The sequence below is a fragment of the Geodermatophilus saharensis genome, from assembly GCF_900188205.1.
GTDB lineage: Bacteria > Actinomycetota > Actinomycetes > Mycobacteriales > Geodermatophilaceae > Geodermatophilus > Geodermatophilus saharensis.
In genome coordinates this window covers 390,749-417,055 of record NZ_FZOH01000001.1, presented here as the reverse complement: position 1 = coordinate 417,055, position 26,307 = coordinate 390,749, and the positions used below count along the sequence as shown (strand labels likewise).

19 protein-coding genes are annotated in these 26,307 nt (G+C 76.6%); 7 read left to right on the top strand and 12 right to left on the bottom strand.

From position 1 onward, the window contains the following. Positions 1-121 precede the first annotated feature (121 nt). From CHC04_RS02035 to CHC04_RS02015, 5 genes are all read right to left on the bottom strand, one after another. Entirely contained in the window at positions 122-3,082 is a 2,961-nt protein-coding gene (locus tag CHC04_RS02035; RefSeq protein ID WP_089402213.1) for an AAA family ATPase, read from the bottom strand. Then, positions 3,079-4,227: an exonuclease SbcCD subunit D gene (locus CHC04_RS02030; RefSeq protein WP_089402212.1), complete on the bottom strand. Its 1,149-nt coding sequence runs from the start codon at positions 4,225-4,227 to the stop codon at positions 3,079-3,081. Before CHC04_RS02030 ends, CHC04_RS02035 begins: the two co-directional genes overlap by 4 nt. 80 nt (positions 4,228-4,307) lie before the next feature. Next, entirely contained in the window at positions 4,308-5,675 is a 1,368-nt protein-coding gene (locus tag CHC04_RS02025; protein ID WP_089402211.1) for an acyltransferase family protein, read from the bottom strand. Positions 5,676-5,816: 141 nt separating this feature from the next. Next, entirely contained in the window at positions 5,817-6,464 is a 648-nt protein-coding gene (locus tag CHC04_RS02020) for a PH domain-containing protein (protein WP_089402210.1), read from the bottom strand. Positions 6,465-6,495: 31 nt separating this feature from the next. Continuing rightward, complete coding sequence (locus tag CHC04_RS02015) at positions 6,496-7,335, bottom strand: biotin--[acetyl-CoA-carboxylase] ligase (protein ID WP_089402209.1); 840 nt, start codon at positions 7,333-7,335, stop codon at positions 6,496-6,498. Positions 7,336-7,354: 19 nt separating this feature from the next. Here CHC04_RS02015 and CHC04_RS02010 point away from each other — a divergent pair, with 19 nt between their 5' ends. The 4 genes from CHC04_RS02010 to CHC04_RS01995 all read left to right on the top strand — a co-directional run bounded on the left by CHC04_RS02010 (position 7,355) and on the right by CHC04_RS01995 (position 11,635). Then, positions 7,355-8,983, top strand: coding sequence for an acyl-CoA carboxylase subunit beta (locus CHC04_RS02010; protein WP_089402208.1), 1,629 nt, complete (start codon positions 7,355-7,357; stop codon positions 8,981-8,983). Then, on the top strand, positions 8,980-9,192 hold the full coding sequence (locus CHC04_RS02005; RefSeq protein ID WP_089402207.1) for an acyl-CoA carboxylase subunit epsilon: 213 nt from the start codon (positions 8,980-8,982) through the stop codon (positions 9,190-9,192). The genes CHC04_RS02010 and CHC04_RS02005 overlap by 4 nt, the downstream gene beginning before the upstream one ends. Next, the gene (locus CHC04_RS02000) at positions 9,189-9,791 is read left to right on the top strand and encodes a Maf family protein (protein ID WP_089402206.1); all 603 of its coding nucleotides are present in this window, start codon (positions 9,189-9,191) and stop codon (positions 9,789-9,791) included. Before CHC04_RS02005 ends, CHC04_RS02000 begins: the two co-directional genes overlap by 4 nt. Positions 9,792-9,868: 77 nt before the next feature. Next, a complete protein-coding gene (locus tag CHC04_RS01995; protein WP_089402205.1) occupies positions 9,869-11,635 on the top strand; it encodes an acetyl/propionyl/methylcrotonyl-CoA carboxylase subunit alpha in 1,767 nt (588 codons plus the stop codon). Positions 11,636-11,644: 9 nt separating this feature from the next. On the opposite strand, the gene CHC04_RS01990 is transcribed toward CHC04_RS01995, so the two are convergent. The 3 genes from CHC04_RS01990 to CHC04_RS01980 form a co-directional block, all read right to left on the bottom strand. Continuing rightward, entirely contained in the window at positions 11,645-14,299 is a 2,655-nt protein-coding gene (locus tag CHC04_RS01990; RefSeq protein WP_089402204.1) for a M66 family metalloprotease, read from the bottom strand. A gap of 92 nt (positions 14,300-14,391) precedes the next feature. Continuing rightward, a complete protein-coding gene (locus tag CHC04_RS01985; RefSeq protein WP_089402203.1) occupies positions 14,392-16,095 on the bottom strand; it encodes a zinc metalloprotease in 1,704 nt (567 codons plus the stop codon). Between the two features lie 104 nt (positions 16,096-16,199). Next, complete coding sequence (locus CHC04_RS01980) at positions 16,200-17,606, bottom strand: NAD(P)H-quinone dehydrogenase (protein ID WP_089402202.1); 1,407 nt, start codon at positions 17,604-17,606, stop codon at positions 16,200-16,202. 110 nt (positions 17,607-17,716) lie between these two features. On the opposite strand from CHC04_RS01980, the gene CHC04_RS01975 reads away from it, so the two are divergent. Then, on the top strand, positions 17,717-18,178 hold the full coding sequence (locus tag CHC04_RS01975; protein ID WP_089402201.1) for a gamma-glutamylcyclotransferase family protein: 462 nt from the start codon (positions 17,717-17,719) through the stop codon (positions 18,176-18,178). Positions 18,179-18,185: 7 nt separating this feature from the next. Here the strand turns inward: CHC04_RS01975 and CHC04_RS01970 are convergent, their stop codons facing one another. Next, the gene (locus tag CHC04_RS01970; RefSeq protein ID WP_089402200.1) at positions 18,186-19,043 is read right to left on the bottom strand and encodes a WxcM-like domain-containing protein; all 858 of its coding nucleotides are present in this window, start codon (positions 19,041-19,043) and stop codon (positions 18,186-18,188) included. Positions 19,044-19,269: 226 nt separating this feature from the next. On the opposite strand from CHC04_RS01970, the gene CHC04_RS01965 reads away from it, so the two are divergent. Continuing rightward, positions 19,270-20,373: a DegT/DnrJ/EryC1/StrS family aminotransferase gene (locus CHC04_RS01965; protein ID WP_089402199.1), complete on the top strand. Its 1,104-nt coding sequence runs from the start codon at positions 19,270-19,272 to the stop codon at positions 20,371-20,373. Positions 20,374-20,415: 42 nt separating this feature from the next. Then, positions 20,416-21,168, top strand: a complete 753-nt coding sequence (locus tag CHC04_RS01960) for an acyltransferase (RefSeq protein WP_089402198.1) — start codon at positions 20,416-20,418, stop codon at positions 21,166-21,168. 10 nt (positions 21,169-21,178) lie between these two features. On the opposite strand, the gene meaB is transcribed toward CHC04_RS01960, so the two are convergent. The 3 genes from meaB to CHC04_RS01945 are packed head-to-tail and all read right to left on the bottom strand — an operon-like array spanning position 21,179 to position 26,297. Then, complete coding sequence (gene meaB / locus CHC04_RS01955; RefSeq protein ID WP_089402197.1) at positions 21,179-22,177, bottom strand: methylmalonyl Co-A mutase-associated GTPase MeaB; 999 nt, start codon at positions 22,175-22,177, stop codon at positions 21,179-21,181. Beyond that, positions 22,177-24,378, bottom strand: coding sequence for a methylmalonyl-CoA mutase (scpA, locus tag CHC04_RS01950; protein WP_089402196.1), 2,202 nt, complete (start codon positions 24,376-24,378; stop codon positions 22,177-22,179). The genes meaB and scpA overlap by 1 nt, the downstream gene beginning before the upstream one ends. Beyond that, positions 24,375-26,297, bottom strand: coding sequence for a methylmalonyl-CoA mutase subunit beta (locus CHC04_RS01945; protein WP_089402195.1), 1,923 nt, complete (start codon positions 26,295-26,297; stop codon positions 24,375-24,377). The genes scpA and CHC04_RS01945 overlap by 4 nt, the downstream gene beginning before the upstream one ends. Between the last annotated feature and the right edge of the window lie 10 nt (positions 26,298-26,307).

Below are 26,307 nucleotides of genomic sequence, written 5' to 3'. Positions count from 1 at the left end.
GGCCGGTCGGGTACTACCGGTACCTACGTCTCGACTCTCCGGACGGGTGGTCCCACGTCCCCCGCGCGTCACCGGTGTCCCACGCGGCCCCTCCCCGGCACGGGGGGACCCACTCGGGCGGTCAGGAGGCCAGGCGGGAGCCGGACCGCCCGGCCACCACCTCCAGCCGCGTGGGGATGCGGGTGCGCAGTTCCTCGAGGTGGCTGATCACGCCCACCGTGCGGCCGCCGCGGCGCAGCTCGTCGAGCACGGTCATCACCGCGTCGAGCGCCTGGGCGTCGAGGGTGCCGAAGCCCTCGTCGACGAAGAGCGTGTCCATCTGCACGCCGCCGGCCTCGGCCGTGACGACGTCGGCGAGCCCCAGCGCCAGCGCGAGGGAGGCCATGAAGCTCTCCCCGCCGGAGAGGGTCTTGGTGGGCCGGCGGGTGCCGGTGTACTCGTCGAGCACGTCGAGGCCCAGGCCGCCGCGGGCGCCGTGCCGGCCCAGGGCGTCGCTGTGCAGGAAGGTGTAGCGCCCTCGCGACATCTCCTGCAGCCGGCGGCTGGCCACCTCGGCCACCTGCTCGAGCCGGGCGGCCAGCACGAACGACTGCAGCCGCATCCGCAGCGCGTTGGCGCCGCGGCCCCCCACCAGGTCGGCCAGCCCGCCGACCTGGTCGGCGCGGGCCCGGCGCTCGGCGAGCTCCTCCTCCGCGGCGAGGACGTCACCGGCCAGCCCGTCGAGCGCGGCGGCGCAGCGGCGGGCCTGGTCCAGCGCGGTCACCGCCTCCTCGCGGCGGACGGTGACCGCGGCGCAGCGCTCCTCCAGCCCCGCGACGTCGGGCCGCTCGCCGAGGTCGGCCAGGTCGGGGTCGGCGAGCGTGGCGGCCAGCACCGAGCGGGCGGCGTCGTGCTCGTGCAGCCGCCGGTCGAGCGCGGCCAGCTCGCCGGGAGGCAGCAGTGCGGCGCGGGCGGCGGCCGCGCCGGCGAACCCGGCCGCCGTGGCGCGCTCCCCGGCCGCGGTGCGTGCGGCGACGGCCGCGTCCAGGGCGCGGGCCTCCTCGGCTCCCGCGGCGACGACGGCCTCGCAGCGCTGCGCCGCCGCGGTCAGCCGGGCGATGCGGGCGGGCAGGTCGGCGTCCTCCCCCCGGGCGGCGTCGACGCGGGCGGTGGCCTCGGCGGCGGCCCGGTCGGCGGCGGCCTGCTCGGCGGTGCGCCGCTGCAGCGCCTCCCGGTCGGCGGCCAGGGCCGCGAGCGTCGCGTCGCGGCGCTGCTCGGCCGCGGCCAGCGCGCGGCGGGCGGCCTCGACGCCCCCGGCCAGCGCCGACACCTCCTGCAGCTCGGCCCGGGTGGCCGCGGCGCGGGCGGCGAGCTCCTCGGCCGGCTCGTCGCCGGCCCGGGCGCGCAGCACGGCGAGCTCGCGCTCCTGGCGCTCCACGACGGCGGCGGCCGCGGTGCGGCGCTCGTCGGCGGCGTCGACGGCGGCGCGGGCCCGCTCCTCGTCGTCGGCGGTGACCGCCGCACCGGCCGGGACGGCGGGGCGCGGGTGCTCGGTCGAACCGCACACCGGGCAGTCGGCGCCCTCGCGCAGCCCGGCGGCGAGCTCGGCGGCCATGCCGTCGAGCCGCGCGGTGCGCACCTCGACCAGCCGCTCCCGGCTCTGCAGCCAGGCCAGCCGGGCGGTGTCGGCGTCGGTGCGCGCGCGGTCGAGCCGGCCGGCGAGCGCGGCGGCGCGGGTGGCGGCGTCCAGCGCGGTGCGGGCGGCCTCCTCCGCGGCGGCCAGGCCGGGCAGGCGCGCGGCGGCGGCCTGCGCGGCGTCGAGGCGGGCCTGGGCCGCGGTCACCCGCGCCGGCTCCTCCTCGGCCGCGCGCCCCCCGTCGGCGCAGGCGGCGGTCAGCCGCTGCACCTCCCGGGCCAGCGCGACGGCGTCGGCGGCGAGCTCGCGGGCGCGCCCGGCCTCGGGCAGCACTGCACGGGCGTGCGCGGCGGTGTCGCGCAGCTCCCGCGCCGTCTCCGCCGTGGCCTCGCGGCCGGAGCCGGCGGCGGCCCAGGCGGCCTCGGCGGCCGCGCGGGCCGCGGCCGCCTCCGCGGCGGCGCCGGCGGTGTGGTCGGCGGCCTCCAGCACGTCGCGGAGCACCTCGGCGCGGCGGCCGGCGTCGGCGCGGGCCCGCAGCGGCGCCAGCTGCCCCTCGCGGGCGGTGAGCTCCTCGAGGGCGGCACGGGCCCGGCCGCGCCGGGTGTGCCGGTCGGCGAGCGTGCGGGCGGCGGCGAGCTCGGCGTCGGCCCGGGCGCTCCGCGCGGCGGCGTCGCCCGCGGCGGCCCGCGCGGCCGTCAGCCGCTCCGCCGCCCGGGTGCGGACCTGCTGCACCCAGGCGCCGACCGAGGCGCCCGGGCGGGCGCCGACCAGCTCGGGGGCGAGGTCCTCGGGCACCTCGGTGTCGGCGATCTGGGCCACCCGGTGCAGCAGCGTGCTGACCCGGTGCCGGTCGGCGCGCAGCGCCTCCTCGGCGGCCCGGCGCTCCCCGGCCAGCCACTCCTCGGCGCGGGCGAAGCGGTCGACGTCGAACAGCGTGCGCAGCAGCTTGGCCCGTTCCTCGGGCTCGGCCCGCAGGAACCGGGCGAAGTCGCCCTGGGGCAGCAGCACGACCTGGCAGAACTGCTCGGCCGACAGGCCCAGGCGCACCCGCAGGTACTCCGAGCCCTCGTCGATGCGGGTGCTGACCGGCTCCCACGCCTCGCCGGTCCAGCGCTGCACGAACAGCCGCGCCTGCTCGGTGGTCTCGCCGGCCCCGCGCTTCTTCGGCCGGGTCTGCTCGGGGCGGCGCTGCACCAGCAGCCGCTCACCGGCCAGGGTGAGCTCGCAGCTGACCTCGGTGCGGGTGGCGGGGTCGGCGTGGTCGCTGCGCAGCCGGCGGGCCTCCCCGCGGGCGCCGGGCACGACGCCGTAGAGGGCGAAGACGACGGCGTCGAGGAGGGTGGTCTTGCCCGCCCCGGTCGGGCCCCACAGCAGGAACAGCCCGTCGCGGGCGACGTCGTCGACGTCGACGGTCTCGGTGCCGGCGAAGGGCCCGAAGGCGGTGAGGGTGAGGGCGTGCAGCCTCACCGGGCGAGCTCCTCGCGGGCCGCGGCGCCCAGCGCGCGGGCCAGCAGGGCGCGCTCGGCGGCGGTGGCGCCCACCCCGCCGCGGACGTGGCCGACGAACTCCCCGGCGACGTCGAGGTCGCCGCGGCCGCGCAGCCGCTCCTGGTAGCTGCGCCCGTCGGTGGGCCCGCCGCCGGACCACTCCAGGTGCACGCAGTGGGCGAAGCGGGTGCGCAGCCGGCGCATCGGGTCGGCCGGGCGGACGGCGTCGGTGAGCCGCGCGGAGACGAAGGCCTCCTCGGCCGCGGCGTGCGCCGGGTCGGCCAGCAGCTCCTCGAGGGTGCCGGTGAGCACCGTCAGCGCCCGGGGCAGCGGCAGCGGGACCGCCCGGACGCCGGCCAGCCCGCCGGCGTCGAGGTCGACCAGCCAGGCCTGCTTGTCCTGCCCGGCCTCACCGAAGGAGTAGGGCAGCGGCGAGCCGCTGTAGCGCAGCCGCTCCGACAGCGACTGCGGCCGGTGCAGGTGGCCCAGCGCCACGTAGTCGACGCCGTCGAACACCGACGCCGGCACCAGGTCGACGCCGCCGACGCAGATGTCGCGCTCGCTGTCGCTGGCCACGCCGCCGCCGACGAAGGCGTGCGCCAGCACCACCGAGCGGGTGCCCGGGCGGAGGAACAGGTCGGCGCGCACCCGGTCCATCGCCGCCCGCAGGACGCCCTCGTGGCTGCGCGCGTCCCGCACCCCCATCTCGTGCCGGGCGATCTCCGGCTCCAGGTACGGCAGCCCGTAGACGGCGACGTCGCTGTGCGCGTCGGTGAGCAGCACCGGCTCGTCGAGGCCGGCCACGGTGGCGCGCACGTGCACGCCCGAGGCCGCGAGCAGGCCGGCGGCGAAGTTCAGCCGGCGCGCGGAGTCGTGGTTGCCCGGGGTGAGGACCACCGTGGCCCCGGCCGCCCGCAGCCGGGTGAGCACGCGGTCGAGCACCGCGGTGGCGTCGGCCGAGGGCACCGCGCGGTCGTACACGTCACCGGCGACCACGACCGCGTCGACCCCCTCGGCGGCCACGACGCGGGCCAGGCCGGAGAGCACCGCCTCCTGCTCGGCGAGCAGGTCGGCGCCGTGCAGCGACCGCCCGATGTGCCAGTCGGAGGTGTGCAGCAGCCGCATGGGTGCGCAAGGTAGGTCGGGGGACCGACAGAACCGGCCAGGCTCGCCGTGACCGGTCGGTCACACCCGGCCGCGGGCGGTCAGCCGCCCACGGCCGACCGGCGGTCGGCCAGCGGCGGGCGCAGGTCGCGGGCGGCGACCGCCGCGGCGCGGACGGCGGCCGCCCGCGGCGCGGTCGCCGGACGCCGGTGCGGGTGCGGCGGTGCCGCCACCGGCCGGGCCACGGGGCGCTGCAGCGGCAGGGCCACGGTGCCTCCTCCGGTGCCCGCCGCGGCGACCGGCCGGTCGCCGCGGCGGGCACCGGAGGAGGGTCCGATCCGGCGCATCCAGCCGCGGGCCGGCTCCTCGACGAACCGGAACAGCACCCAGGCCAGCAGCAGCGAGGCGAGCACGAGGCCGGGCTGCACCAGCGCCCACAGCGGCGTGCCGGGGTTGAGCGGCCGGACCCAGTGGGCGACGTCGTCGGCGATCTCGAAGACGCAGCCGTGCACGAGGTAGAGGGCGAAGGAGATGCGCCCGCCGAGCACCGCGGTGTCGCCGGACAGCAGGGTGGCCAGCCCGCGCGGGGCCAGCGCCAGCGCGCCGACGAGGACGGGGAACAGCATCGTGGCGACGCCGGCGTAGTGCCCGGGCTGGTGCTGGGCACGGGTGGCGGCCCACAGGCACACGAACACGACGTGGGCGACGGCGAGGGCGGCGACCAGCGGGCTCCAGCGCAGCGCGGCCGACGAGCCCTCCAGCCGGCGCACGGCCAGGCACACCAGACCCCCGCTGACGAAGGCACCGGCGATCCGCAGCGTCCACGGCAGCGCCTCGGGCTCGGCGCCGGTCCGGTAGGCGAGGTACGCGAGCGGGACCATGGCCGCGACCGAGCCCGCGGCCAGCAGCGTCACGGGCAGCCGCCGCAGCCGCCAGAGCACCAGCACCAGGAGCGGGAAGCAGACGTAGGCGAGCATCTCCACCGACAGCGACCAGCCGGCGAGCACGAAGGTGGAGCCCCAGACCTCGTCGCGGTGCCACATCTGCACCATGAACAGCTGCTCGAGCAGCGCCAGCGGCTCGACCACCCGCTGGTGTCCGGGCGGGCCGGCCAGGCCGCGGTCGCTGATCAGCAGCCACCCGCTGAACAGCAGGGTCAGCAGCACCCACAGCGGCCACACCCGGGCCAGGCGCGCCCAGAGGAAGACCCCCGACCGCCGCCAGCCGAAGCGCGGCCCCATCGTGTCGAGGTAGGTCAGCGCCATGACGAAACCGCTGAGCACGAAGAACAGGTCCACGCCCAGCCAGCCGGCCCGCACGACCGGCATCAGCGGCTCGACGGCCGGACCGACCGAGGACTGCAGTCCCGTGCCCAGGTGGTAGGCGACGACCCAGAGGGCGGCCACGAGCCGCAGACCGGTGAGCGCGCGGATCTCCGCACGCCGGGTCGGTCGCTGCGTCGAGTGCATGGGAGCTCCCCCGTCCTGTCCCTGGGAGGGACCGGTCCGATGTCACGGCCCGATCACGGTAGGTGGAGGAGGCAGTCACGTTGAGTCGACGACACGACGAAGAACCGGCGCCGGTCCGGCAGGTGTCGACAAGCAGACGGGTCAGTACCGCGAGACGTCGTACCGGGCGGCCCGCCGCGACGACCGCCGGGACCGGCCGCCCGCCCGGCTCGCGTCCGCGCCGCCGTCGTCGGACGGGACGTCGCCCCACGGGTCCCCGCCCCCGTCGGGTGCGTGCTGCTCGGACGCGACCGCGCCGAACGGGTCCGCGTCGTCGACGAGCTGGGCGAGCAGCGCCTGCACCCCGTCGCTGTCGGGCAGCCGGCGCAGCACCAGCGGCGGCCCGTCGCCGGCGGACTCCACGGTGACCGTGCCCGAGCGCACGACCCGCTCCCACAGCGTCCGGCGGCAGGAGACGTCGGTGACCCGGGAGAGCGCGACGTCGCGGCCGCGCCGGGTCAGCACGCCCTCCCGGACCAGCACCCGGTGGGTGGTCAGCACGACGTGGGTGGTGCGCCAGCGCAGCACCGGCCGGACGACGGCGACGGCGAGCACGACCAGCGCGACGGCGAGCAGCACCATCCGCAGCACGCCCTGCTGCCGGCCCGCGGGGACCAGCGCGGCGAGGTAGGAGGCGGCGCCGACGACCAGCAGGAAGCGGACGACCGGCCAGAACAGCGTCGTCCAGTGCGGGTGCAGGTGGGCGACGACCTCCTCGTCGTCGGCGAGCAGCTTGTCGGGGTAGGGCACGCCGCCAGGATGACCGAGCGGAGGCGGGGCGTCAGGCTCCCGGCGGGCGTGTCCGCACGTGCTGCACGTCGCCGCTGGCCAGCTCCACGGTGCCGGCGGCGGTCTGCAGCACCAGCCGGCCGTCCCAGTCGACGGCGGTGGCGGTACCGGCCAGGTCCGCCCCGTCGGGCAGCGTGACGGTGACGTCGGCGCCGACCGTGGAGGACCAGGCGAGGTAGTCGCCGGCCAGGCCGCTGGCGACGGGGTCGCCGAGGGCGGCGGTCCAGGCGAGGTAGCGCCGTTCCAGCCCGCGCAGGTAGGCCAGCAGCAGCGTGCCGCGGTCGACCGGTGCGCCGAGGACGACCGCCAGCGACGTGCCGGTGGGCGGCAGCTCCTCGCGGCGGGTGGTGACGTTGAGCCCGGTCCCCACGACGACGGCGTCGCCGGTGGCCTCGGCGAGGATGCCGGCGAGCTTGAGGCCGTCGGCGGCGAGCAGGTCGTTGGGCCACTTCAGCGACGTGCGGACACCGGAGACCTCGCCGACGGCCTCGGCCAGGGCGACGCCGGTGAGCAACGGCAGCCAGGCGCGGCGGGCGGCCGGGACGTCGGGGCGCAGCAGCACCGAGACGGTCATCCCGGCGCGCGGCGGGGACACCCAGGTGCGGTCGAGCCGGCCGCGGCCGGCGGACTGGTGCTCGGCGACGAGGACGGCGCCCTCGGGTGCGTCGTCGGTCGCGCGCGCGGCGAGGACGGCGTTGGTCGAGCCGACCTCCTCGGCCACCTCCAGCGAGCGCCACAGCCGGCTGTCGCGGACGAGGGCGGCCTGCAGCGCCACCGGGTCCAGTGGCGGGCGGTCCAGCTCCGACCAGCGGGCAGAGGGCGCGTCGGGCACTCCCCTACGCTACGGCCCCGTGACTGCGGCTGAGCTGGAGAGCGCCGGGGAGTCCGTCCCCGGCGGCGTCGACGTCCACACGACCGCCGGGAAGCTGGCCGACTTCGGGCGGCGGGTCGAGGAGGCCACCCACGCGGGCTCGCAGCGCGCCGTGGAGAAGCAGCACGCGGCCGGGAAGATGACCGCCCGCGAGCGCATCGAGGCGCTGCTGGACCCGGGGTCGTTCACCGAGCTCGACGAGTTCGCCCGGCACCGCTCCAGCGCCTTCGGCATGGACGCCAAGCGGCCCTTCGGCGACGGCGTCGTCACCGGGTTCGGCACGGTCGACGGCCGGCCGGTCTGCGTCTTCTCGCAGGACGTGACCGTCTTCGGCGGCAGCCTCGGCGAGGTCTACGGCGAGAAGATCGTCAAGGTCCTCGACCTGGCCGTCCGCAACGGCTGCCCGGTCATCGGCATCAACGAGGGCGGCGGCGCGCGCATCCAGGAGGGCGTGGTCTCCCTCGGCCTCTACGGCGAGATCTTCCGGCGCAACGTGCACGCCTCCGGCGTCGTCCCGCAGATCTCCCTGGTGATGGGCGCCGCGGCCGGCGGGCACGTCTACTCCCCGGCGCTCACCGACTTCGTCGTGATGGTCGACCAGACCAGCCAGATGTTCATCACCGGCCCCGACGTCGTGAAGACGGTGACCGGCGAGGACGTCACGCTCGAGGAGCTCGGCGGCGCCCGCACCCACAACACCAAGTCCGGGGTGGCGCACTACCTGGCCGAGGACGAGGCCGACGCCCTCGACTACGTCAAGGCGCTGCTGTCCTACCTGCCGAGCAACAACCTCGACCCGCTGCCGGCCGTCGACGTCGCCCCGGTCGACGTCACGCTGCCCGACGCGGTGACCGACGCCGACCTCGAGCTCGACACGTTCGTCCCCGACTCGCCGAACACGCCCTACGACATGCACACCGTCATCGAGCACGTCCTCGACGACGGCGAGTTCCTCGAGGTGCAGGCGCTGTTCGCGCCCAACATCCTGGTCGGCTTCGGCCGGGTCGAGGGGCGACCGGTCGGCGTGGTGGCCAACCAGCCCACCCAGTTCGCCGGCACGCTGGACATCGACGCCAGCGAGAAGGCCGCGCGGTTCGTGCGCACCTGCGACGCGTTCAACGTCCCGGTGCTCACCTTCGTCGACGTCCCGGGCTTCCTCCCCGGGACGTCGCAGGAGTGGGAGGGGATCATCCGCCGCGGCGCCAAGCTCATCTACGCCTACGCCGAGGCCACCGTCCCCAAGGTCACGGTCATCACCCGCAAGGCCTACGGCGGCGCCTACGACGTCATGGGCTCCAAGCACCTCGGCGCCGACCTCAACCTGGCCTGGCCGACGGCGCAGGTGGCGGTCATGGGTGCGCAGGGCGCGGTCAACATCCTCTACCGGCGCGAGCTCGCCGACGCCGACGACCCCGACGCCCGCCGCGCGGAGCTGATCACCGAGTACGAGGACGCACTGCTGTCGCCCTACGTCGCGGCCGACCGCGGCTTCGTCGACCAGGTGATCCTGCCGTCGCACACCCGGGTGCAGGTGACCAAGGCGCTGCGGCTGCTGGCCAACAAGCGCGAGACGCTGCCGCCGAAGAAGCACGGGAACATCCCGCTGTGAGCGAGCAGCCGTTGTTGCGCGTCGTCCGGGGCGAGCCGACCGACGAGGAGCTCGCCGCGCTGACCGTCGTCGTCGCCGCGCTGTCCCGGCGGGAGCCGCCGCGCCGGCGGCCGGTCCCGGTCGGGGCGTGGGCCTCCCCCGCCGGCCTGCACCGGCCGGTCCTGCGGCCCGGCCCCGGTGGCTGGCGCGCCGCGGGACGGCCGGGATGAGCCGCAGGCTGGTGCTGGCCTCCGCCTCGCCGGCCCGGCTGGGGCTGCTGCGCCAGGCGGGGCTCGCGCCCGAGGTGGTGGTCAGCGACCTGGACGAGTCCACGATCACCGCCCCGCGCGTCGGCGAGCAGGTGGCGCTGCTGGCCGCGGCCAAGGCCGCCGTGGTCGCCGGCCGGGTCGAGGACGCGCTGGTCATCGGCGCCGACTCCCTGCTGGAGTTCCGCGGCGAGGCCATGGGCAAGCCCGCCGACGCGCACGAGGCCCGCGACCGGTGGCGGCGCATGGCCGGGCGCTCCGGCGTGCTGCACACCGGGCAGGCGCTGCTCGACGTGCGGAGCGGCCGCGTGGAGGGCCGCGACGTCGTCGTCACCTCCACCGTCGTGCACTTCGCCTCCCCCACCGCCGAGGAGATCGACGCCTACCTCGACTCCGGCGAGCCGCTCGCGGTCGCCGGCGCCTTCACCCTCGACGGGCTGGGCGCGCCGTTCGTGCGGCGCGTGGAGGGCGACCCGGCGTCGGTGGTCGGGCTGTCGCTGGCCGCGCTGCGCGAGCAGCTCTCCCGCCGGGGGCTGACCATCACCGCCCTCTGGCGGCGCTGAGCCGCTCCTCCCGCCCGGGAGCGGCCCCGGGCGTCCTGACTACAGTCCCGACCGGTCCACCAACGAGGGAGAGCCCGGTGCAGAAGGTCCTGATCGCCAACCGCGGCGAGATCGCCGTCCGCGTGGCCCGCGCCTGCCGGGACGCCGGGCTGACCAGCGTCGCGGTGTACGCCGACACCGACCGGGACGCCCTGCACGTGCGCGCCGCCGACGAGGCCTTCGCCCTGGGCGGCACCACGCCGGGCGACTCGTACCTCGTCATCGGCAAGATCATCGACGTCGCCAGGAGGTCCGGCGCCGACGCGGTGCACCCGGGCTACGGGTTCCTGTCGGAGAACGCCGACTTCGCGCAGGCCGTCATCGACGCCGGGCTGACCTGGATCGGCCCCTCCCCCGAGGCGATCACCGCCCTCGGCGACAAGGTGCAGGCCCGCCACATCGCGACCAAGGTGGGTGCGCCCCTCGTACCGGGCACCACCGACCCGGTCCAGGACGCCGACGAGGTCGTGGTCTTCGCCGAGGAGCACGGGCTGCCGGTCGCCATCAAGGCGGCGTTCGGCGGCGGCGGGCGCGGGCTCAAGGTGGCCCGCACCCTCGACGAGATCCCGCACCTGTTCGACTCCGCCGTCCGCGAGGCAGTGTCGGCCTTCGGGCGCGGCGAGTGCTTCGTCGAGCGGTTCCTCGACAAGCCGCGGCACGTCGAGGCGCAGGTGCTGGCCGACACCCACGGGAACGTCGTCGTGGTCGGCACCCGTGACTGCTCGCTGCAGCGCCGCAACCAGAAGCTGGTGGAGGAGGCCCCCGCGCCGTTCCTCACCGACGAGCAGCGCGCCCGCATCCACTCCTCGGCCAAGGCGATCTGCCGGGAGGCCGGCTACCACGGCGCCGGCACCGTCGAGTACCTCGTGGGCGCCGACGGCTCGATCTCCTTCCTCGAGGTCAACACCCGCCTGCAGGTCGAGCACCCGGTCAGCGAGGAGACCAGCGGCATCGACCTGGTCCGCCAGCAGTTCCGCATCGCCGACGGCCTGCCGCTGGAGATCACCGAGGACCCCACCCCGCGCGGGCACAGCATCGAGTTCCGGATCAACGCCGAGGACGCCGGCCGCAACTTCATGCCCGCGCCCGGCCCGGTCACCCGGCTGGAGATCCCGCAGGGCCCCGGTGTGCGGTGGGACTCCGGCGTCGAGACCGGCGGCGAGGTGGCCGGCGCGTTCGACTCGATGCTGGCCAAGCTGGTCGTCACCGGCGCCAGCCGCACCGAGGCGCTGCAGCGGGCCCGCCGCGCCCTGGACGAGCTCGTCGTCGAGGGCATGCCCACGGTGGTCCCGTTCCACCGGGCGGTGGTCCGCGACGAGGCGTTCACCAGCGAGCCGTTCCGGGTGCACACCCGCTGGATCGAGACCGAGTGGGACAACCAGGTCCCGCCGTACTCCGCCGCACCGGCCGAGGGCGGCGAGGACGAGCCGCGGCAGACCGTCGTCGTCGAGGTCGGCGGGCGGCGTCTGGAGGTGTCGCTGCCCGCGGGCCTGGCGGCCGGCGGCGGACCGGCCCCGGGCGCCGCCACCGGCGGGGCCCGGCCGCGGAAGCGGGGCTCGGGTCACGGCGGGGCGGCGGCCTCCGGTGACTCCCTCACCTCGCCGATGCAGGGCACGATCGTCAAGGTCGCGGTCGCCGACGGCGACACCGTCGCCGAGGGCGACCTCGTCGTCGTCCTCGAGGCGATGAAGATGGAGCAGCCGATCAACGCCCACAAGGCCGGCACGGTCAGCGGGCTGTCGGCCGAGGTCGGCGCCACCGTGACCAGCGGCGCCGTCCTCTGCACCATCGCCGACGCGGACTAGGGGCTTCTCTCAGGTCGTGCGGCTCACCGTGAGCCGGCCGTCGGAGCGGGTCTGGACGACGCCGTACTGGAAGGTCGTCCGCTCACCTCCCGACGGCAGGACCGGGACCGTGTCGAGGATCGGATAGCCCAGCCACGAGGTGGTGCCGCCCTCGGCGCGGTAGGCGGTGTCGTGGGCGCCGAGCACCCGCTGGGCGCCGGTGGCCGGTGACCAGTAGACCGTCCCGCGCTGGAAGGCCACGAGGTACCCGGCACCACCGGGCGCGACGGCGTCACTGGTGACCGGGAGCCCCAGCCGGCCACCCGAGGCGCCGAAGGCCACCCAGTTCTGCAGGATGGCCCCGCGCACCACCTGGGCACCGGTGCCGGCCGACCACACGATGTCGCCCTGCTGGAAGTTGGAGTACCAGACACCGGGGACCCGGTCGGGGCTGTCGTCGCGCACCGGGAAGCCCATGTAGGACGGCCCGCCGGTGGCCCGGTACCTCTCGTTGATCGCCCCGCGCACGTCGTGGGCGCCGGTCGGGGACGACCACCAGATTGACCCGCGCTGGAAGTGCACCACGTACCCGCCCGGGATCGCGGCGTCGCTGGTGACCGGCAGGCCCAGCCCGCCGCCGGAGGCGCCCGTGGCGATCCAGCGCTGCAGGATCGCGCCGCGCACCACCTGGGCACCGGTGCCGGCCGACCACACGATGTCGCCCTGCTGGAAGTTGGAGTACCAGACACCGGGGACCCGGTCGGGGCTGTCGTCGCGCACCGGGAAGCCCATGTAGGACGGCCCGCCGGTGGCCCGGTACCTCTCGTTGATCGCCCCGCGCACGTCGTGGGCGCCGGTCGGGGACGACCACCAGATCGACCCGCGCTGGAAGTGCACCACGTACCCGCCCGGGATCCGGGTGTCCCCGCTCACCGGCAGCCCGAGACCGCCGCCGGAGGCGCCCGTGGCCAGCCACCGCTGCAGGATCGCGCCGCGCACGTCGTGGGCCCCCGTGGCCTGCGACCAGACGACGTCGCCCTGCTGGAAGTTGGAGTACCAGACGCCGGGCACGCGGTCGGGGGTGTCGTCGCTGGTCGGGTACCCCAGCGACGCCGGACCCCCGAGCGCCTCGTAGCGGTCGAGGATGGCGCCGCGCAGCCGGCGGACGCCGGTGGCCGACGACCAGTAGAGCGCGCCCCCCACGAAGCGCTGGGTGCAGCCGCCGCCGGGGAGGTCGCACCGCTCGTCGGAGACGGGTGCGCCCAGGGGCCCGTCCGCCCCGCCCAGCTGGCGGTACCGATCCTGGATCGGGGACACGGGGTCGCCGGCCGCCGTCTGCACCCGGACCGTCGCGCTCGAACCGGAGGTGGACGTGACGCCGACCGTGAGTCCCCCGCCGAGGGTCAGCCGGGAGCCGGCCGGCAGCACGGTCTGGTCGTCGACGTCCCAGGCCGCCTGACCCGACGGGGTGCCGTCGAGCAGCAGCGAGGTGTTCCCGTCCGGTCCCGGCCCGTCGACGTGCACGAGCACCCCGGGTTCGAGGCCGTAGCTGACCTGCGGGTCGCCCAGCCAGCCGTCCCGGCCCACGGGCGCGCGGTACTCGACCCAGTAGCGGGTGGACCCCGACGTCAGCGCGAGCGCGCGGGTGCCGCTGCGGCTCCCCATCGGGGCCAGGGTGTACGTGCCGCCGGCCCCGGTGGACGCGACGGACACCCGTGCGGAGGACGGCAGCAGCCCCAGCCGCGCGGCGTGCGGGGCGTTCAGGGAGCCGACCGGCCCCCAGGAGATGCCCATGACGTCGTACCAGTCCCAGTACTCCACCGTCCGGCACGGAGCGGACTCGGCGGAGGCGTCGCACTGCACCGCCGACGCGTGGCCGAGACCGAAGTTGTGGCCCAGCTCGTGGGCGATCACCGAGGTGGACGTGTCCTGCACGTAGAGCAGCCCGCCGTCGCCGATGCCCGAGCCGATGGTCCCCAGGCCGTAGGCGCAGGAGGGGGTGTCCGCGGGGACGTAGAGCAGCAGGTGCTTACCCGGGTCACCGGCCCAGCTCACGGCACCGGCCACCTCCTCCCACAGGGCCAGGGGGCTGCGGCAGTCCGCGGTCGTGCTGATCCAGTCCCGGCCGCCCGTCACCGAGACGGTGACCGCGCCGTTGCTCTGCTCGCTCCAGAAGTCCCGCACCGGCCCGTCGACCGCAGCGACGACCTCGGCCAGCGTGGTGCCGTCGCGCGGCGCTCCGCCCGGCTGCACCATCACCACCGTCACCGCGTTGGTGTGCGGAGCCGTGGCCGCGGCAGGCGAGGCCGGGGCGACGACCTCGGCGGCGACGACGTCGCGGGCGGGTTCCACCCCGTGCTCGACGGTCGCCTCGTCGCGGACCTCGCGGCCCACCGTGACCTCGACGGTCGCGCCCACCTCGATGTCGGCGACGTCCTCGGTGGGGACGCGGACCGAGCCGTCGTCCCCGGTGTCGATCCAGCTCAGCAGCGTGTCCTCGGCGTCCTCGGCCTGGGCGTCGGGCGTGTGGCCCGCGTGCTCGGGGTCGGCGAAGGCCTGCACGAGCTCGCCGACGACGGTGTCCCCCGGAGCCGGCTCCTCGGCCGCGGCCGGGGCGGCCAGCAGCAGCGGTGCGGTGACGGCGACGAGGACCGCGGCCGCGAGCGGGCGGGGGGCGAGGGGCACGGGGAACTCCAGGTCAGGGGCGTCGGGGAGCGGCGCTCGCCTCTGCATCGGCGCGTGCGGCCTGGAACTGGACCCCTCCCGGGAGGGAGTGCTCAGCCCCGCCGCGCCCGCAGCCGGCGGCCGGCGAGCACCGCGCCGCCCGCGCCGAGGACGCCGCCGGCGGCCAGCGCCGGGGTGGCCCAGGCGCTGCCGGCCGGCTGGGCCGCGGCGGCCTCGACCGGCGCGGCGGCGGGCACGGCGGGAGCCGCTGCGTGGACCTCGACCGGAGCCGGGGGGACGGCGGCCGGGGGCGGGGCGGGCGTGGGAGCGGCCGCGCCGGCCGGCGACGGCCCGGTGGCCGCCGGGCGCGGCGAGGAGGCCGGGGACGGCGTCCCGCCGGCGGGCAGCTCCGCCGGCGCCGGTGCGGTCGCGGCGGCGGGCGCCGGGGGGGTCGCCTCGGCCGCGCGCACCACGGTGACGGCGGCGCCGGCCGGGGTGAGCGCGTCGACGGTGACGGTGAACTGCCCGCCGGCGACGACCACCGGCACGCCCGGCACGAGCGCGCTCTGCAGGTCGTCGTCCCAGCGGTCGGCCGCCGAGGGGCTGCCGTCGAGCAGCAGGGAGGTGTCGGGGAACCCCCCGGAGCGGTGCAGCAGGACGCCGCTGTCGAGCCGGTAGCGGTTGTCGCGGGCCAGCCAGTCGTCGCGGCCGACGGCGGTGCGGTACTCGAGCCAGTAGTCGGTGCCGGCGCCGTCGGTCAGCCGGAGCACGCGGGTGCCGGTGCCCCCGCCGAGCGGGGCGAGGGTCGCCGTCGTCGTGCCGGCTCCGGCGGTCTGCGTGGCCGCGGCCGGCAGCACGCCGAGTCGGGCGGCCTGGGCGGCGGTGAGGGTGCCGATGCGGTCCCAGGAGACGCCCATGACGTCGTAGAAGTCGCGGTAGGCGGCGGTGCGGCAGCTGCCGGCGGCGGCCTCGACGGCGGTGTCGCACTGCAGGCCGCTGGAGTGGCCCAGCCCGAAGTTGTGGCCGAGCTCGTGGGCGATGACCGAGGCGAGGTCGTCGCGGACGTAGAGCCGCCCGCCCGACGCCGTCCCGGTGCCGACCTGCCCGAGGGCGTACGAGCAGCCGGGCAGGTCCTCCGGCCGGCTGGTGACGTAGAGCAGCAGGTGCCGGCCCGGCCCGGGCTGGAACCCGGCGCTGGCCGCGGCCTCGTCCCACAGGGCCGTGGGGTCGGTGCAGCCGGCCGCGGTGGTGATCCAGTCGTGCGCGGCGGTGACGCCGACGGTGACCGCACCGCCGGTCTCCTCCGACCAGAAGTCGGCGACCTCGCCGTTGACCGTGTCGACGACGTCGGCCAGCGCGGTGCCGTCGGGGGTGCCGCCGGCCGGGGCGACCATCACCACGGTGACCTGGTTGGTGACCGAGCCGGCCGGCACGGTGGGGACCGGCCGCGCCGGCTCGAGCACCTCCGTGCCGAGGACCTCGTGGGCCGGCTCGTAGCCGTCCTCGCCGGCCTCGTCGTCGGTGGTGCCGCCGACGGTGACCTCGACGGTCGCGCCGTCGTCGATGCCCGTGACGGCACCGGCCGGGACGCGCACCGAGGACCCGTCGCTGCCCTCGACGAAGGTCAGCGGCTGGTCGTGGGCCTCCCCCGCGTGCCGGCCCTCGGCCGAGGTCTCCGGCCAGGCCCGCACCAGCTCCCCGACGACGGTCGTCGCGCCACCGTCGTCGGCCCGTGCCACGGCACCCGGGCCGGCGCACAGGGCGAGGACGGCACCGGCCAGGGCCAGGGACCGCGACAGGACTCGGGGAGGGCGCATCCCTCCCGGCATCGGCGGGCCGGTGTCCCGTGCGCACCATCGCGGTCCCGCCCGCGCCAGCCGTCACACGCGTCCCGTCCCGGGCGCCCCACGGGCCCCGGGTGTCACGCCAGCGCGTCGGCCCCCATCAGCCTCCGGCCGGCCTCGGTGATCGAGCCCGACAGCGAGGGGTAGATGGCGAAGGTCTGCGCCAGGTCGCTCACGGTCAGGCCCTTGGTCACCGCGAGGGTGATCGGCAGGATCAGCTCGCTGGCGCCCGGCGCCACGACGACCCCGCCGACGACGACGCCGGTGGCCTTGCGGGCGAAGAGCTTGACGAAGCCGGCGTGCAGGTCGCTCATCTTCGCCCGCGCGTTGGTGGCCAGGGGCAGCGAGACGACGTCGAGGTCGTGCCCCTCGGGCAGGGTCTTCTCCTGCACGCCGACCGTGGCGATCTCGGGGTGGGTGAACACGTTGGCCGACACGGTCTTGAGCCGGATCGGGTGCACGGCCTCGCCGAGGGCGTGCCACATCGCGATGCGGCCCTGCATCGCCGCGACGCTGGCCAGCTGGAAGACGCCGGTGACGTCGCCGGCGGCGTAGATGCCCGGCACGTTGGTGCGCGAGACCCGGTCGACGACGACGTGGCCGGACTCGCGCAGCTCGACGCCGGTCGCCGCAAGGTTCAGCCCGGCGGTGTTGGGCACGGTGCCCACGGTCATCAGCGCGTGCGAGCCCTCCACGGTGCGCCCGTCGGTGAGCTCGACGAGCACGCCCTTCTCGGTGCGGGTGACGCTCGCGGCCCGGCCGCGCTCCGCGATCCGCCCGCCGCGGGCCTGGAAGACCTCGGCGATGACGTCGGCGGCGTCGGCGTCCTCGCCGGGCAGCACCTGGTCGCGGGAGGAGACCAGCGTGACCGGGACGCCGGCCTCCAGGTAGCCGGAGGCGAACTCCGCGCCGGTGACGCCGGAGCCGACGACCACCAGGTGCTCGGGCATCTCGGCGAGGTCGTAGAGCTGGCGCCAGTCGAGGATCCGCTCCCCGTCGGGCTCGCTGCCGGGCAGCACGCGAGGGTCGGCGCCGGTGGCGATGAGCACGACGTCGCACTCGAGGGTCTCGGCGACCGTGCCGTCGCGCCCGCAGACCTCGACCCGGTGCTCGACCAGGCCGCGGGCGGCGTCGGCGAGCCGGGCCTGCCCGGCCAGCACGCGGACGCCCTCGGACACCAGTCGGGCGTGGATGTCGGCCGACTGCGCGACGGCCAGCCCCTTGACCCGCGCGTTGACGGTGGCGAGGTCGAGGCCGACGGTGGCGAGGTCGGCGCCGCGCAGGCCGAGGACCGTGGAGTCGCGGACCGAGGTCACCGTGCCGGCGGCGGCGATGAGGGTCTTCGACGGCACGCAGTCGGAGAGCACGCTGGCCCCGCCGAGGCCGTCGCGTTCGACGACGGTGACCTGCGCGCCGAGCGAGGCGGCCACCAGCGCGGCCTCGTAGCCGGCCGGGCCGCCGCCGATGATGACGATGCGGGTCATGGGGTCTCCTGCGTCGGGGACGGGTGCGCACCCATCGTCCCAGCCCGCGCGGCACGCGTCGGCAGGCTCACGGGTCGCGCGGGACACACCGGCCGTAGGCTCGGGCGGCGATGGGTCTCTACGCCGCGTACGGGTCCAACATGGACCCCGAGCAGATGCTGCGCCGCTGCCCGTCGTCCCCGCACGTGGGCACCGGCTGGATCCGCGGCTGGCGGCTCACCTTCGGCGCCGAGGAGTACGGCTGGGACGGCGCCCTGGCCACCCTCGTCCCGGCCGACGACGCCGACGCGCCGGGCGTCTTCGTCGCGCTGTACGACCTCACCCCGGCCGACGAGCGGGAGCTCGACGCCTGGGAGGGCGCCGACCGCGGCCTCTACCGCAAGCTCAACCTGCGGGTGCACACCCTCGGCGGTGACGTCGTCGCCTACGTCTACGCCCTCGACGCGTTCGAGGGCGGGCTGCCCTCGGCGCGGCACCTGGGCGCGATCGCCGACGCCGCCGAGGCCGCCGGCGCCCCGGCCGACTACCTCGCCGAGCTGCGCGCCCGCGACTGCCGCTCCACCGGTCCCTGACGTCCGGTCAGGCCGGCGCCGGCTGCCCGACCTCGGCGAGGAACTCGTCGTGGTCGCGGATGTAGTCGTCGGGGTCGTAGGGGTCCGAGGCGAGGACCAGCAGGACCGCGTCGGCGGAGTAGCGGTACTGCGTGCCCCAGGTCATCGGCTCCATGTGCAGGCCGACGTCGGGCCGGTCGAGCACGAACTCCTGCCGCTGCACGCCGTTGTCCACGACCGCGTTGATGCTGCCCTGCACGCAGACCAGCAGCTGGTGGCAGCGGCGGTGCGCGTGCGCTCCCCGGACGTCGGAGGACGGGACGCCGAAGACGGTGAAGAAGCGGCGCGGCACGAACGGGAGGTCCTGGTCGAAGTCGGCCGCGACGAGGCTGCCCCGCAGGTCGTCGGCGCGGGTGATCCGCAGGACGTTGACCCCCGGCACCCGGCTGGCCGGCAGCGCGCCGATGCGCACCTCCCCGGCGTCCGCGACGTCGGGACCGGCGTCGACGTACCCGACGATGCGGGCGGGGTTGCCCTCCACGACGGCGTTGGGCGGGACGTCGCGGGTCACCACGGTGCCGGGGGCGACGCGGGCACGCCGGCCGATCCGGACGCCGGGGACCACCGTCGACCCGGCGCCGACGGAGGCGCCGGGACCGACCACGGTCTCCGCGGCGCCGGGCTCCTCCCCGGCGAGCACGGCGTTGGCGCCCACGGACACGTCGTCGGCCAGGCGGACGCCGTCGCCCACCCGCACGCCGCTGCCCAGGGTCACCCGGTCGCCGACGACGGCACCGGCGTGGACGTGCGCGAAGGCCGCCACCCGGGTCCCCGCACCGACGTGCGCGCTCTCGCACAGACCGGCGGGGTGGACGGTGAAGGACATCGGGTCTCCAGGACGTCGGGGATGTGACCGGTCCGACCACGGACCGCGACCGCCCGGACACTAGGCACGGCGGGAGCGCGGCCCCGGGGGACGCGCCCCTCCCGCCCGGCTCGTGCGACACACCCCGCACAGCCGCCCCGGCACTCCGCGTCCGTCACGCCGCCGGCGGCCGGCGACCACCTAACGTCGGCGCCCCGACCGGCCGGCGGACAGGAGGAGGACGCACATGGGTGAGGTGCCGCTCAACGACCTCGGCCGCGGCGTCGCGGCCCTGGCGCCCGCTCTGCGGTCGGCCATCGACGACGTCCTGACCAGCGGGTGGTACGTCCTGGGCCCGCAGCACGACGCGTTCGAGCGCGAGTTCGCCGCGGCCGTGGGCGCCGGGCACTGCGTCGGCGTCGGCAACGGCACCGACGCGCTCGAGCTCGCCCTGATCGGCGTGGGCTGCCGGCCCGGCGACGAGGTGGTCACCGCCGCCAACGCCGGCATGTACACCACGACGGCGGCGCTGAAGGCCGGGCTGGTGCCCCGCTTCGCCGACGTCGACCCCGCCACGCTGCTGCTGACGGCCGCCACGGTCGAGCCGGTGCTCACCCCCAGCACCCGCGCCGTCGCCGTCACCCACCTCTACGGCCGGCTCGCCGACGTCGGCCCGCTGCGGGAGCTGTGCCGGTCGGCGGGCGTCGCGCTGGTGGAGGACTGCGCGCAGGCCGCGGGCGCGGTCGGTACCGACGGCCCGGCCGGGTCGCTGGCCGACGCCGCGGCCTTCAGCTTCTTCCCCACCAAGAACCTCGGCGCGCTCGGCGACGGCGGCGCGGTGACCACCGGCGACGCGGACCTGGCCGCGCGGCTGCGCAGCCTGCGCCAGTACGGCTGGAGCGCGAAGTACACCGCCACGCTGCCGCACGGGCGCAACAGCCGGCTCGACGAGCTGCAGGCGGCCGTGCTGCGGGTCCGGCTCCCCCACCTGGCCGGGTGGAACGCCCGGCGGCGCGAGGTGGTGGCCCGCTACGCCGAGGTGCTCGGCGAGGGCCCCCGGCGGATGGTGCACGGCCGCGACGCCGCCTCCCCCGCCCACGTCGGCCACCTGGCGGTGATGACGACGCCGCACCGGGACGCCGACCGTGCCGCCCTGGCCGCGGCCGGGATCCGCACCGACGTGCACTACCCGGTGCCCGACCACCGCCAGCCGGTGCTGGCGGGCACGACCGGCGGGGTGTCCCTGCCGGTCACCGAGCGGGCGGCCGGGCAGGTGCTGACCCTGCCCTGCTTCGCCGAGCTGACCGACGCCGAGGTCGACCGGGTCTGCGACGCCCTGCGGCTGCTCTGACCCGCTGACCCCCGCCCCGCACGGACCGACGAGGAGCACCGCGTGATCCACCCGACCGCCCTGGTCGACCCGCAGGCCCGCCTCGGCGACGGCGTGCAGGTCGGCCCGTTCACGATCGTCCACGCCGGCGTCGAGCTCGGCGCGGGCACCGTGGTCGGCTCGCACTGCGAGCTCGGCCACCCCGCCGCCGGCGGCGACGCCGGGCCGCTGCGGATCGGCGCGGGCTCGCTGGTCCGGTCGCACAGCGTCGTCTACGCCGGCTCCACGTTCGGGCCGGGCCTGCAGACCGGGCACCGGGTGACCGTCCGCGAGGGCGTCGAGGCCGCCGAGGACCTGCGGATCGGCACGCTGTGCGACCTGCAGGGCGACACCCGCCTGGGGCGGCACGTGCGCCTGCACTCCAACGTCCACCTCGGCCGCGGGTCGACGCTGGAGGAGTTCGTCTGGGTGTTCCCCTACGTCGTCCTCACCAACGACCCGCACCCGCCCAGCGACGGGTTCCACGCCGGCGCGACGCTCGAGCGCTTCGCCGTCGTCGCCACCTCCGCGGTGGTGCTGCCCGGCGTGCGGGTCGGCGAGGGGTCGCTGGTCGCCGCGCACGCCCTCGTCCGCGAGGACGTCCCCGCCGCGGCGGTCTGCGCCGGCGTCCCGGGCAGGGTCCGCGGTGCGGTCGAGCGGATCCCGCTGGGCGACGGCTCGGGCCCGGCCTACCCGTGGCGGCGGCACTTCCACCGCGGCTACCCCGAGGACGTCGTCCGGGGGTGGATCGCCGAGTTCGAGCGCGCCGGCGCCTGAGACCGCCCGCTCAGGAGGCCGGCGTCTCCCCGGCGAGGAAGGCCTGCAGCAGCCGCTGGGCGGCCAGCGCCGGGGTGAGCTCGCCGGCCAGCACCGCCGCCTCCAGCTCCGGCGCCTGCGACCGGACGGCGGGGTGCGACCGCAGCCGGTGCTCGAGGCCGTCGCGCACCAGCTGCCAGGTCCAGCGCACCTGCTGGGCGCGGCGCCGCTCGTCGAACGCGCCCGACGCCCGCGCCCGGTCCTGGTGCTCGACCAGCCTCGCCCACACCTGCGCCAGGCCCTCGCCGGTCAGCCCGGCGCAGGTGAGCACGGGGACGGTCCAGTCCTCGTCGTGCCCGCGCAGCATCCGGATCGCCCCGGCCAGCTCGCGGGCGGCCTTGCGGGCGTCGGCGGCGGCCGGCCCGTCGGCCTTGTTGACGGCGATGACGTCGGCGATCTCGAGGATGCCGCGCTTGATCCCCTGCAGCTGGTCGCCGGTGCGGGCGAGGGTGAGGAACAGGAAGGAGTCGACCATCTCGGCGACGGTGACCTCCGACTGCCCGACGCCGACGGTCTCCACCAGCACCACGTCGTGGCCGGCCGCCTCGACGACGACCATCGACTCCCGCGTCGCCTGCGCGACCCCGCCGAGCGTGCCCGCGGTCGGGGCCGGCCGGATGAACGCGCGCGGGTCGACGGCCAGGCGCGACATGCGGGTCTTGTCGCCGAGGATCGACCCGCCCGAGCGCGCCGACGACGGGTCGACGGCGAGCACCGCGACCCGGTGGCCCTGGGCGGTCAGGTCGACGCCGAGTTGGTCGATGAACGTCGACTTCCCCACCCCGGGGACGCCGGAGATGCCGACGCGGCGCGCTCCCCCGGCGTGCGGCAGCAGCTCGACCAGCAGCTCCTGCGCGCGCTCGCGGTGGTCGGCGCGACGGGACTCGACCAGCGTGATCGCACGCGCCAGCGACCGGCGGTCCCCGCCGAGCACCCCCTCGACCAGCGCCGGGACGTCCGGTGCCGGCATCAGTGGCCGAGTCGCTGCGACAGCGTCCGCAGCAGCTCCTGCGCCGCCTCGGCGATGACCGTGCCGGGCGGGAACACCGCGGCGGCGCCCATCTCCCGCAGCCGCGGGACGTCGTCGGGCGGGATGACCCCGCCGACCACGACCAGCACGTCGTCGGCCCCGAGGTCGGCGAGGGCCTGCTTGAGCGCCGGCACCAGCGTGAGGTGGCCGGCGGCCAGCGAGGAGACGCCGACGACGTGCACGTCGGCCTCCACCGCCTGCCGGGCGACCTCCTCCGGCGTCTGGAACAGCGGGCCGACGTCGACGTCGAAGCCGAGGTCGGCGAACGCGGTGGCGATGACCTTCTGCCCGCGGTCGTGGCCGTCCTGGCCCATCTTGGCGACCAGGATCCGGGGCCGGCGCCCCTCGGCCTCCTCGAACGCCTGCGCCGCGCGGCGGGTCTCCTCCACCGGGCCCGACGCCCCTGCCTCGTCGCGGTACACGCCGGAGATGGTGCGCACCTGGCCGGCGTGCCGCCCGTAGACCCGCTCCAGCGCGTCGGAGATCTCCCCGACGGTGGCCTGCGCCCGCGCCGCGTCGACGGCGAGCTTGAGCAGGTTGGCGTCGAGCTCCCGCCCGCGGCGACCCTCGGCGGCGGCGCGGGCGGCGTCGGTGAGCCGGTGCAGCGCCTCCTCGACCGCCCGCGGGTCGCGCTCGGCGCGCAGCCGCTCCAGCTTCGCCTTCTGCTCGGCCAGCACCTGCGCGTTGTCCACGCGCAGCACCTCGATGGCCTCGTCGGCCTCGACCCGGTACCTGTTCACGCCGATCACCGGCTGGCGGCCGGAGTCGATGCGGGCCTGGGTGCGGGCCGCGGCCTCCTCGATGCGCAGCTTCGGGATGCCGTCGTCGATGGCCTGCGCCATCCCGCCGTGCTCGGCGACCTCCTCGATGTGCGCCCAGGCGCGGCGGGCCAGGTCGTAGGTCAGCTTCTCCACGTACGCCGACCCGCCCCAGGGGTCGACCACCCGCGTCGTCCCCGACTCCTGCTGCAGCAGCAGCTGGGTGTTGCGGGCGATCCGCGCGGAGAAGTCGCTGGGCAGCGCGAGCGCCTCGTCGAGGGCGTTGGTGTGCAGCGACTGGGTGTGCCCCTGGGTGGCGGCCATGGCCTCCAGGCAGGTGCGGACGACGTTGTTGTAGACGTCCTGCGCGGTCAGCGACCAGCCCGAGGTCTGCGAGTGGGTGCGCAGCGACAGCGACTTGTCCTGCTGGGCGCCGGCCTCCCGCATCAGCCGCGCCCACAGCAGCCGGGCGGCACGCAGCTTCGCGACCTCCATGAAGAAGTTCATGCCGATCGCCCAGAAGAAGCTCAGCCGCGGCGCGAACGCGTCGACCTCGAGGCCGGCGTCCCGGCCGGCCTTCACGTACTCCACCCCGTCGGCCAGCGTGTACGCCAGCTCCAGGTCGGCCGTCGCCCCGGCCTCCTGCATGTGGTAGCCGGAGATCGAGATCGAGTTGAACCGCGGCATCTCCTGCGAGGTGAACGCGAAGATGTCGCTGACGATCTGCATCGAGGGCTTCGGCGGGTAGATGTAGGTGTTGCGGACCATGAACTCCTTGAGGATGTCGTTCTGGATGGTCCCGGCCAGCTGCTTCGGGGCGACGCCCTGTTCCTCGGCGGCGAGCACGTAGAGCGCCAGCACCGGCAGCACCGCGCCGTTCATGGTCATCGACACGGTCATCCGGTCCAGCGGGATGCCGTCGAACAGCTGCCGCACGTCGAGGATCGAGTCGACCGCCACCCCGGCCATGCCGACGTCGCCGACCACGCGCGGGTGGTCGGAGTCGTAGCCGCGGTGGGTGGCCAGGTCGAACGCGATGGAGAGGCCCTTCTGGCCGGCGGCCAGGTTGCGCCGGTAGAACGCGTTGGACTCCGCGGCGGTGGAGAAGCCCGCGTACTGGCGGATCGTCCACGGCTGCGTGGTGTACATCGTCGGGTAGGGCCCGCGCAGGAACGGCGGCAGACCGGGGTAGGTCCGCAGGAAGTCCAGCCCGGCGAGGTCGGCCGGGGTGGCCAGCGGCGGGACGGCGATGCCCTCGGGGGTCTCCCAGGTCGCCTCGTCCACGCCGCGACCGGTGGTCGCCCGGAACGCCTCCGCCCAGTCGCCGGCGCCCGCCGCAGGGCGGCCCAGCTCGACGGAACCGAAGTCGGGGATCGCACTCATGCGTCCTCCTCAGTGCCATTACCGCGATGAAGGCCGTCGGTGAGGCCCAGGTGGGCGTGGACGGTGCGCAGCACGTCGAGCGCGTCGCACCCGGCGTACACGTACCCGTCGACGCCGTCCACCTCCGGGGACGGCTTCCCGGCCAGCCACACGTGCGCGGCTCCCGCGGCCCGCAGCTCGGCGGCCAGCGCGGCGGCCGACTCGGCGTAGTCGCCGTCGGTGCCGCAGATGCACGCCACCGCCGTGCCGGCGTCGGCGAGACCGGAGGCGCCGTCGCCGGCCGGGGTCTCGACCCCGCCGGCCTGGAACAGGTTGCCGGCGAACCCGGCCCGCGCGGTGTGCCGGGCGACCGGGCCGAGGGTGGCCAGGTACACCCGCGGCCGGTCGGGCGCGGCGTCGGCGCGGTCGCGCAGCTCCTCGTACTCCTGCGCGGCGCGCACCCGGGGCAGCCCGCCGGTGGGGTGCAGGTCGGCCGCCGGCTGCCGCTGGGGCAGCCTCTCGGCCAGGTTGGGGAACTCGCTGACGCCGGTGATCGCGTCGGCGCGCGTCGCCAGCCGCTGCGCGCGGGCGTCCCAGGCCGCGGCCAGCCGGTCGCGGACCAGCCCCGACGACAGCGCCGCGACCAGCCCGCCGGCCCGCTCGACCTCGGTGAACCAGGCCCACGCGGCCTGCGCGAGGTCCTCGGTGAGCGACTCGACGTACCAGGAGCCGCCGGCCGGGTCGAGGACGCGGGCGAGGTGGCCCTCCTCGACGAGCAGGCTCTGGGTGTTGCGGGCGATCCGGCGGGAGAAGGCGTCGGGCAGGCCGAGCGCGGCGTCGAAGGGCTGCACGGTGACCGCGTCGGCCCCGCCCACGCCCGCGGCGAAGCAGGCCACCGTGGTCCGCAGCATGTTCACCCAGGGGTCGCGCCGCGTCGTCATCACCGACGACGTCACCGCGTGCTGGCGCTGGGCGCGGGCCGCGGGCGCGGCGCCGCTGACCTCGCCGACCCGGTCCCACAGCCGGCGGGCCGCGCGCAGCGCGGCGATCGTCGTGAACTGGTCGGCCGACGCGGTGAGGCGGAACTCCAGCCGGCCGAACGCCTCGTCGACGCCGAGCCCGCCGTCGGTCAGCGCCCGCAGGTAGGCCACCCCGGCGGCCAGCACGCAGCCGAGCTCCTCGACGGCGGTGGCCCCGGCGTCGGAGAAGACCGTGCCGTCGACGACGACGGTGCGCCAGCCCGCCGGCGTCCGCCGGGCCAGGCCGGCCAGCCCGGAGAGGTCCTGCTCCTCGCCGGAGGCGGCGTGCACGCCGAGCGGGTCGAGCCCCAGCGAGCCGCCCGGCGCGAGGTCGGTGCGGTCGCCGGTCAGCGCCAGCAGCGCCTCGGCGGCCCGCAGCCCCCCGTCCGGCCCGACGCCGGAGACGGCGACCGGCGCGAGGTCGAGGTAGACGCCGGCGAGCACCTCGCCCAGCGCCTCCGGCGGCACGGCGCCCTCGCCGAGGACCAGCCACAGCGAGGTGACGCCGTTCTCCAGGTCGGCCGCGATCGCCTCCCGCGTGACGGCGACGTCGGGGTGGGCGTGCCGCTGCCGCACGTCCCAGCCGGCCGGCGTGCCGCGGTCGGGATCGGCGCCGGCGCGGGCGCCGCGGACGAAGGGCGGCAGCCCCGGGACGCCGACGGCGGCCGGCAGGTCACCGGCGTCGTCGGCGTCGTAGAGGGGCGCGACGGTGACCCCGGTGGCCACGGTGCGCCGCAGGGCGTCCTCGACCGGGTCGGGCAGGTCCTCGCGGCCGCCCTTGCGCAGCACCCCGGCGACGAGCTCCCGCCACCGGTCGCGGTCGGCGGGCGGGAAGCCGCCGGCCAGGGACAGCTCGTCGGGGACGGCGTGCTCGGCGGGGACCTCGTCCTCGCCGGGTGTCGCGGTCTGCTGGCTGTTCATCGTCGGACCC

What these genes read in the sequence shown, in the direction of transcription:
- scpA (WP_089402196.1), bottom strand. Translation starts at nt 24,378, where the DNA reads ATGAGTGCGATCCCCGACTTCGGTTCCGTCGAGCTGGGCCGCCCTGCG.
- CHC04_RS02030 (WP_089402212.1), bottom strand. Translation starts at nt 4,227, where the DNA reads ATGCGGCTGCTGCACACCTCCGACTGGCACATCGGGCGGTCGCTGCAC.
- CHC04_RS01970 (WP_089402200.1), bottom strand. Translation starts at nt 19,043, where the DNA reads ATGTCCTTCACCGTCCACCCCGCCGGTCTGTGCGAGAGCGCGCACGTC.
- CHC04_RS01980 (WP_089402202.1), bottom strand. Translation starts at nt 17,606, where the DNA reads ATGACCCGCATCGTCATCATCGGCGGCGGCCCGGCCGGCTACGAGGCC.
- CHC04_RS02025 (WP_089402211.1), bottom strand. Translation starts at nt 5,675, where the DNA reads ATGCACTCGACGCAGCGACCGACCCGGCGTGCGGAGATCCGCGCGCTC.
- CHC04_RS01985 (WP_089402203.1), bottom strand. Translation starts at nt 16,095, where the DNA reads ATGCGCCCTCCCCGAGTCCTGTCGCGGTCCCTGGCCCTGGCCGGTGCC.
- CHC04_RS01975 (WP_089402201.1), top strand. Translation starts at nt 17,717, where the DNA reads ATGGGTCTCTACGCCGCGTACGGGTCCAACATGGACCCCGAGCAGATG.
- meaB (WP_089402197.1), bottom strand. Translation starts at nt 22,177, where the DNA reads ATGCCGGCACCGGACGTCCCGGCGCTGGTCGAGGGGGTGCTCGGCGGG.
- CHC04_RS02000 (WP_089402206.1), top strand. Translation starts at nt 9,189, where the DNA reads ATGAGCCGCAGGCTGGTGCTGGCCTCCGCCTCGCCGGCCCGGCTGGGG.
- CHC04_RS01945 (WP_089402195.1), bottom strand. Translation starts at nt 26,297, where the DNA reads ATGAACAGCCAGCAGACCGCGACACCCGGCGAGGACGAGGTCCCCGCC.
- CHC04_RS01965 (WP_089402199.1), top strand. Translation starts at nt 19,270, where the DNA reads ATGGGTGAGGTGCCGCTCAACGACCTCGGCCGCGGCGTCGCGGCCCTG.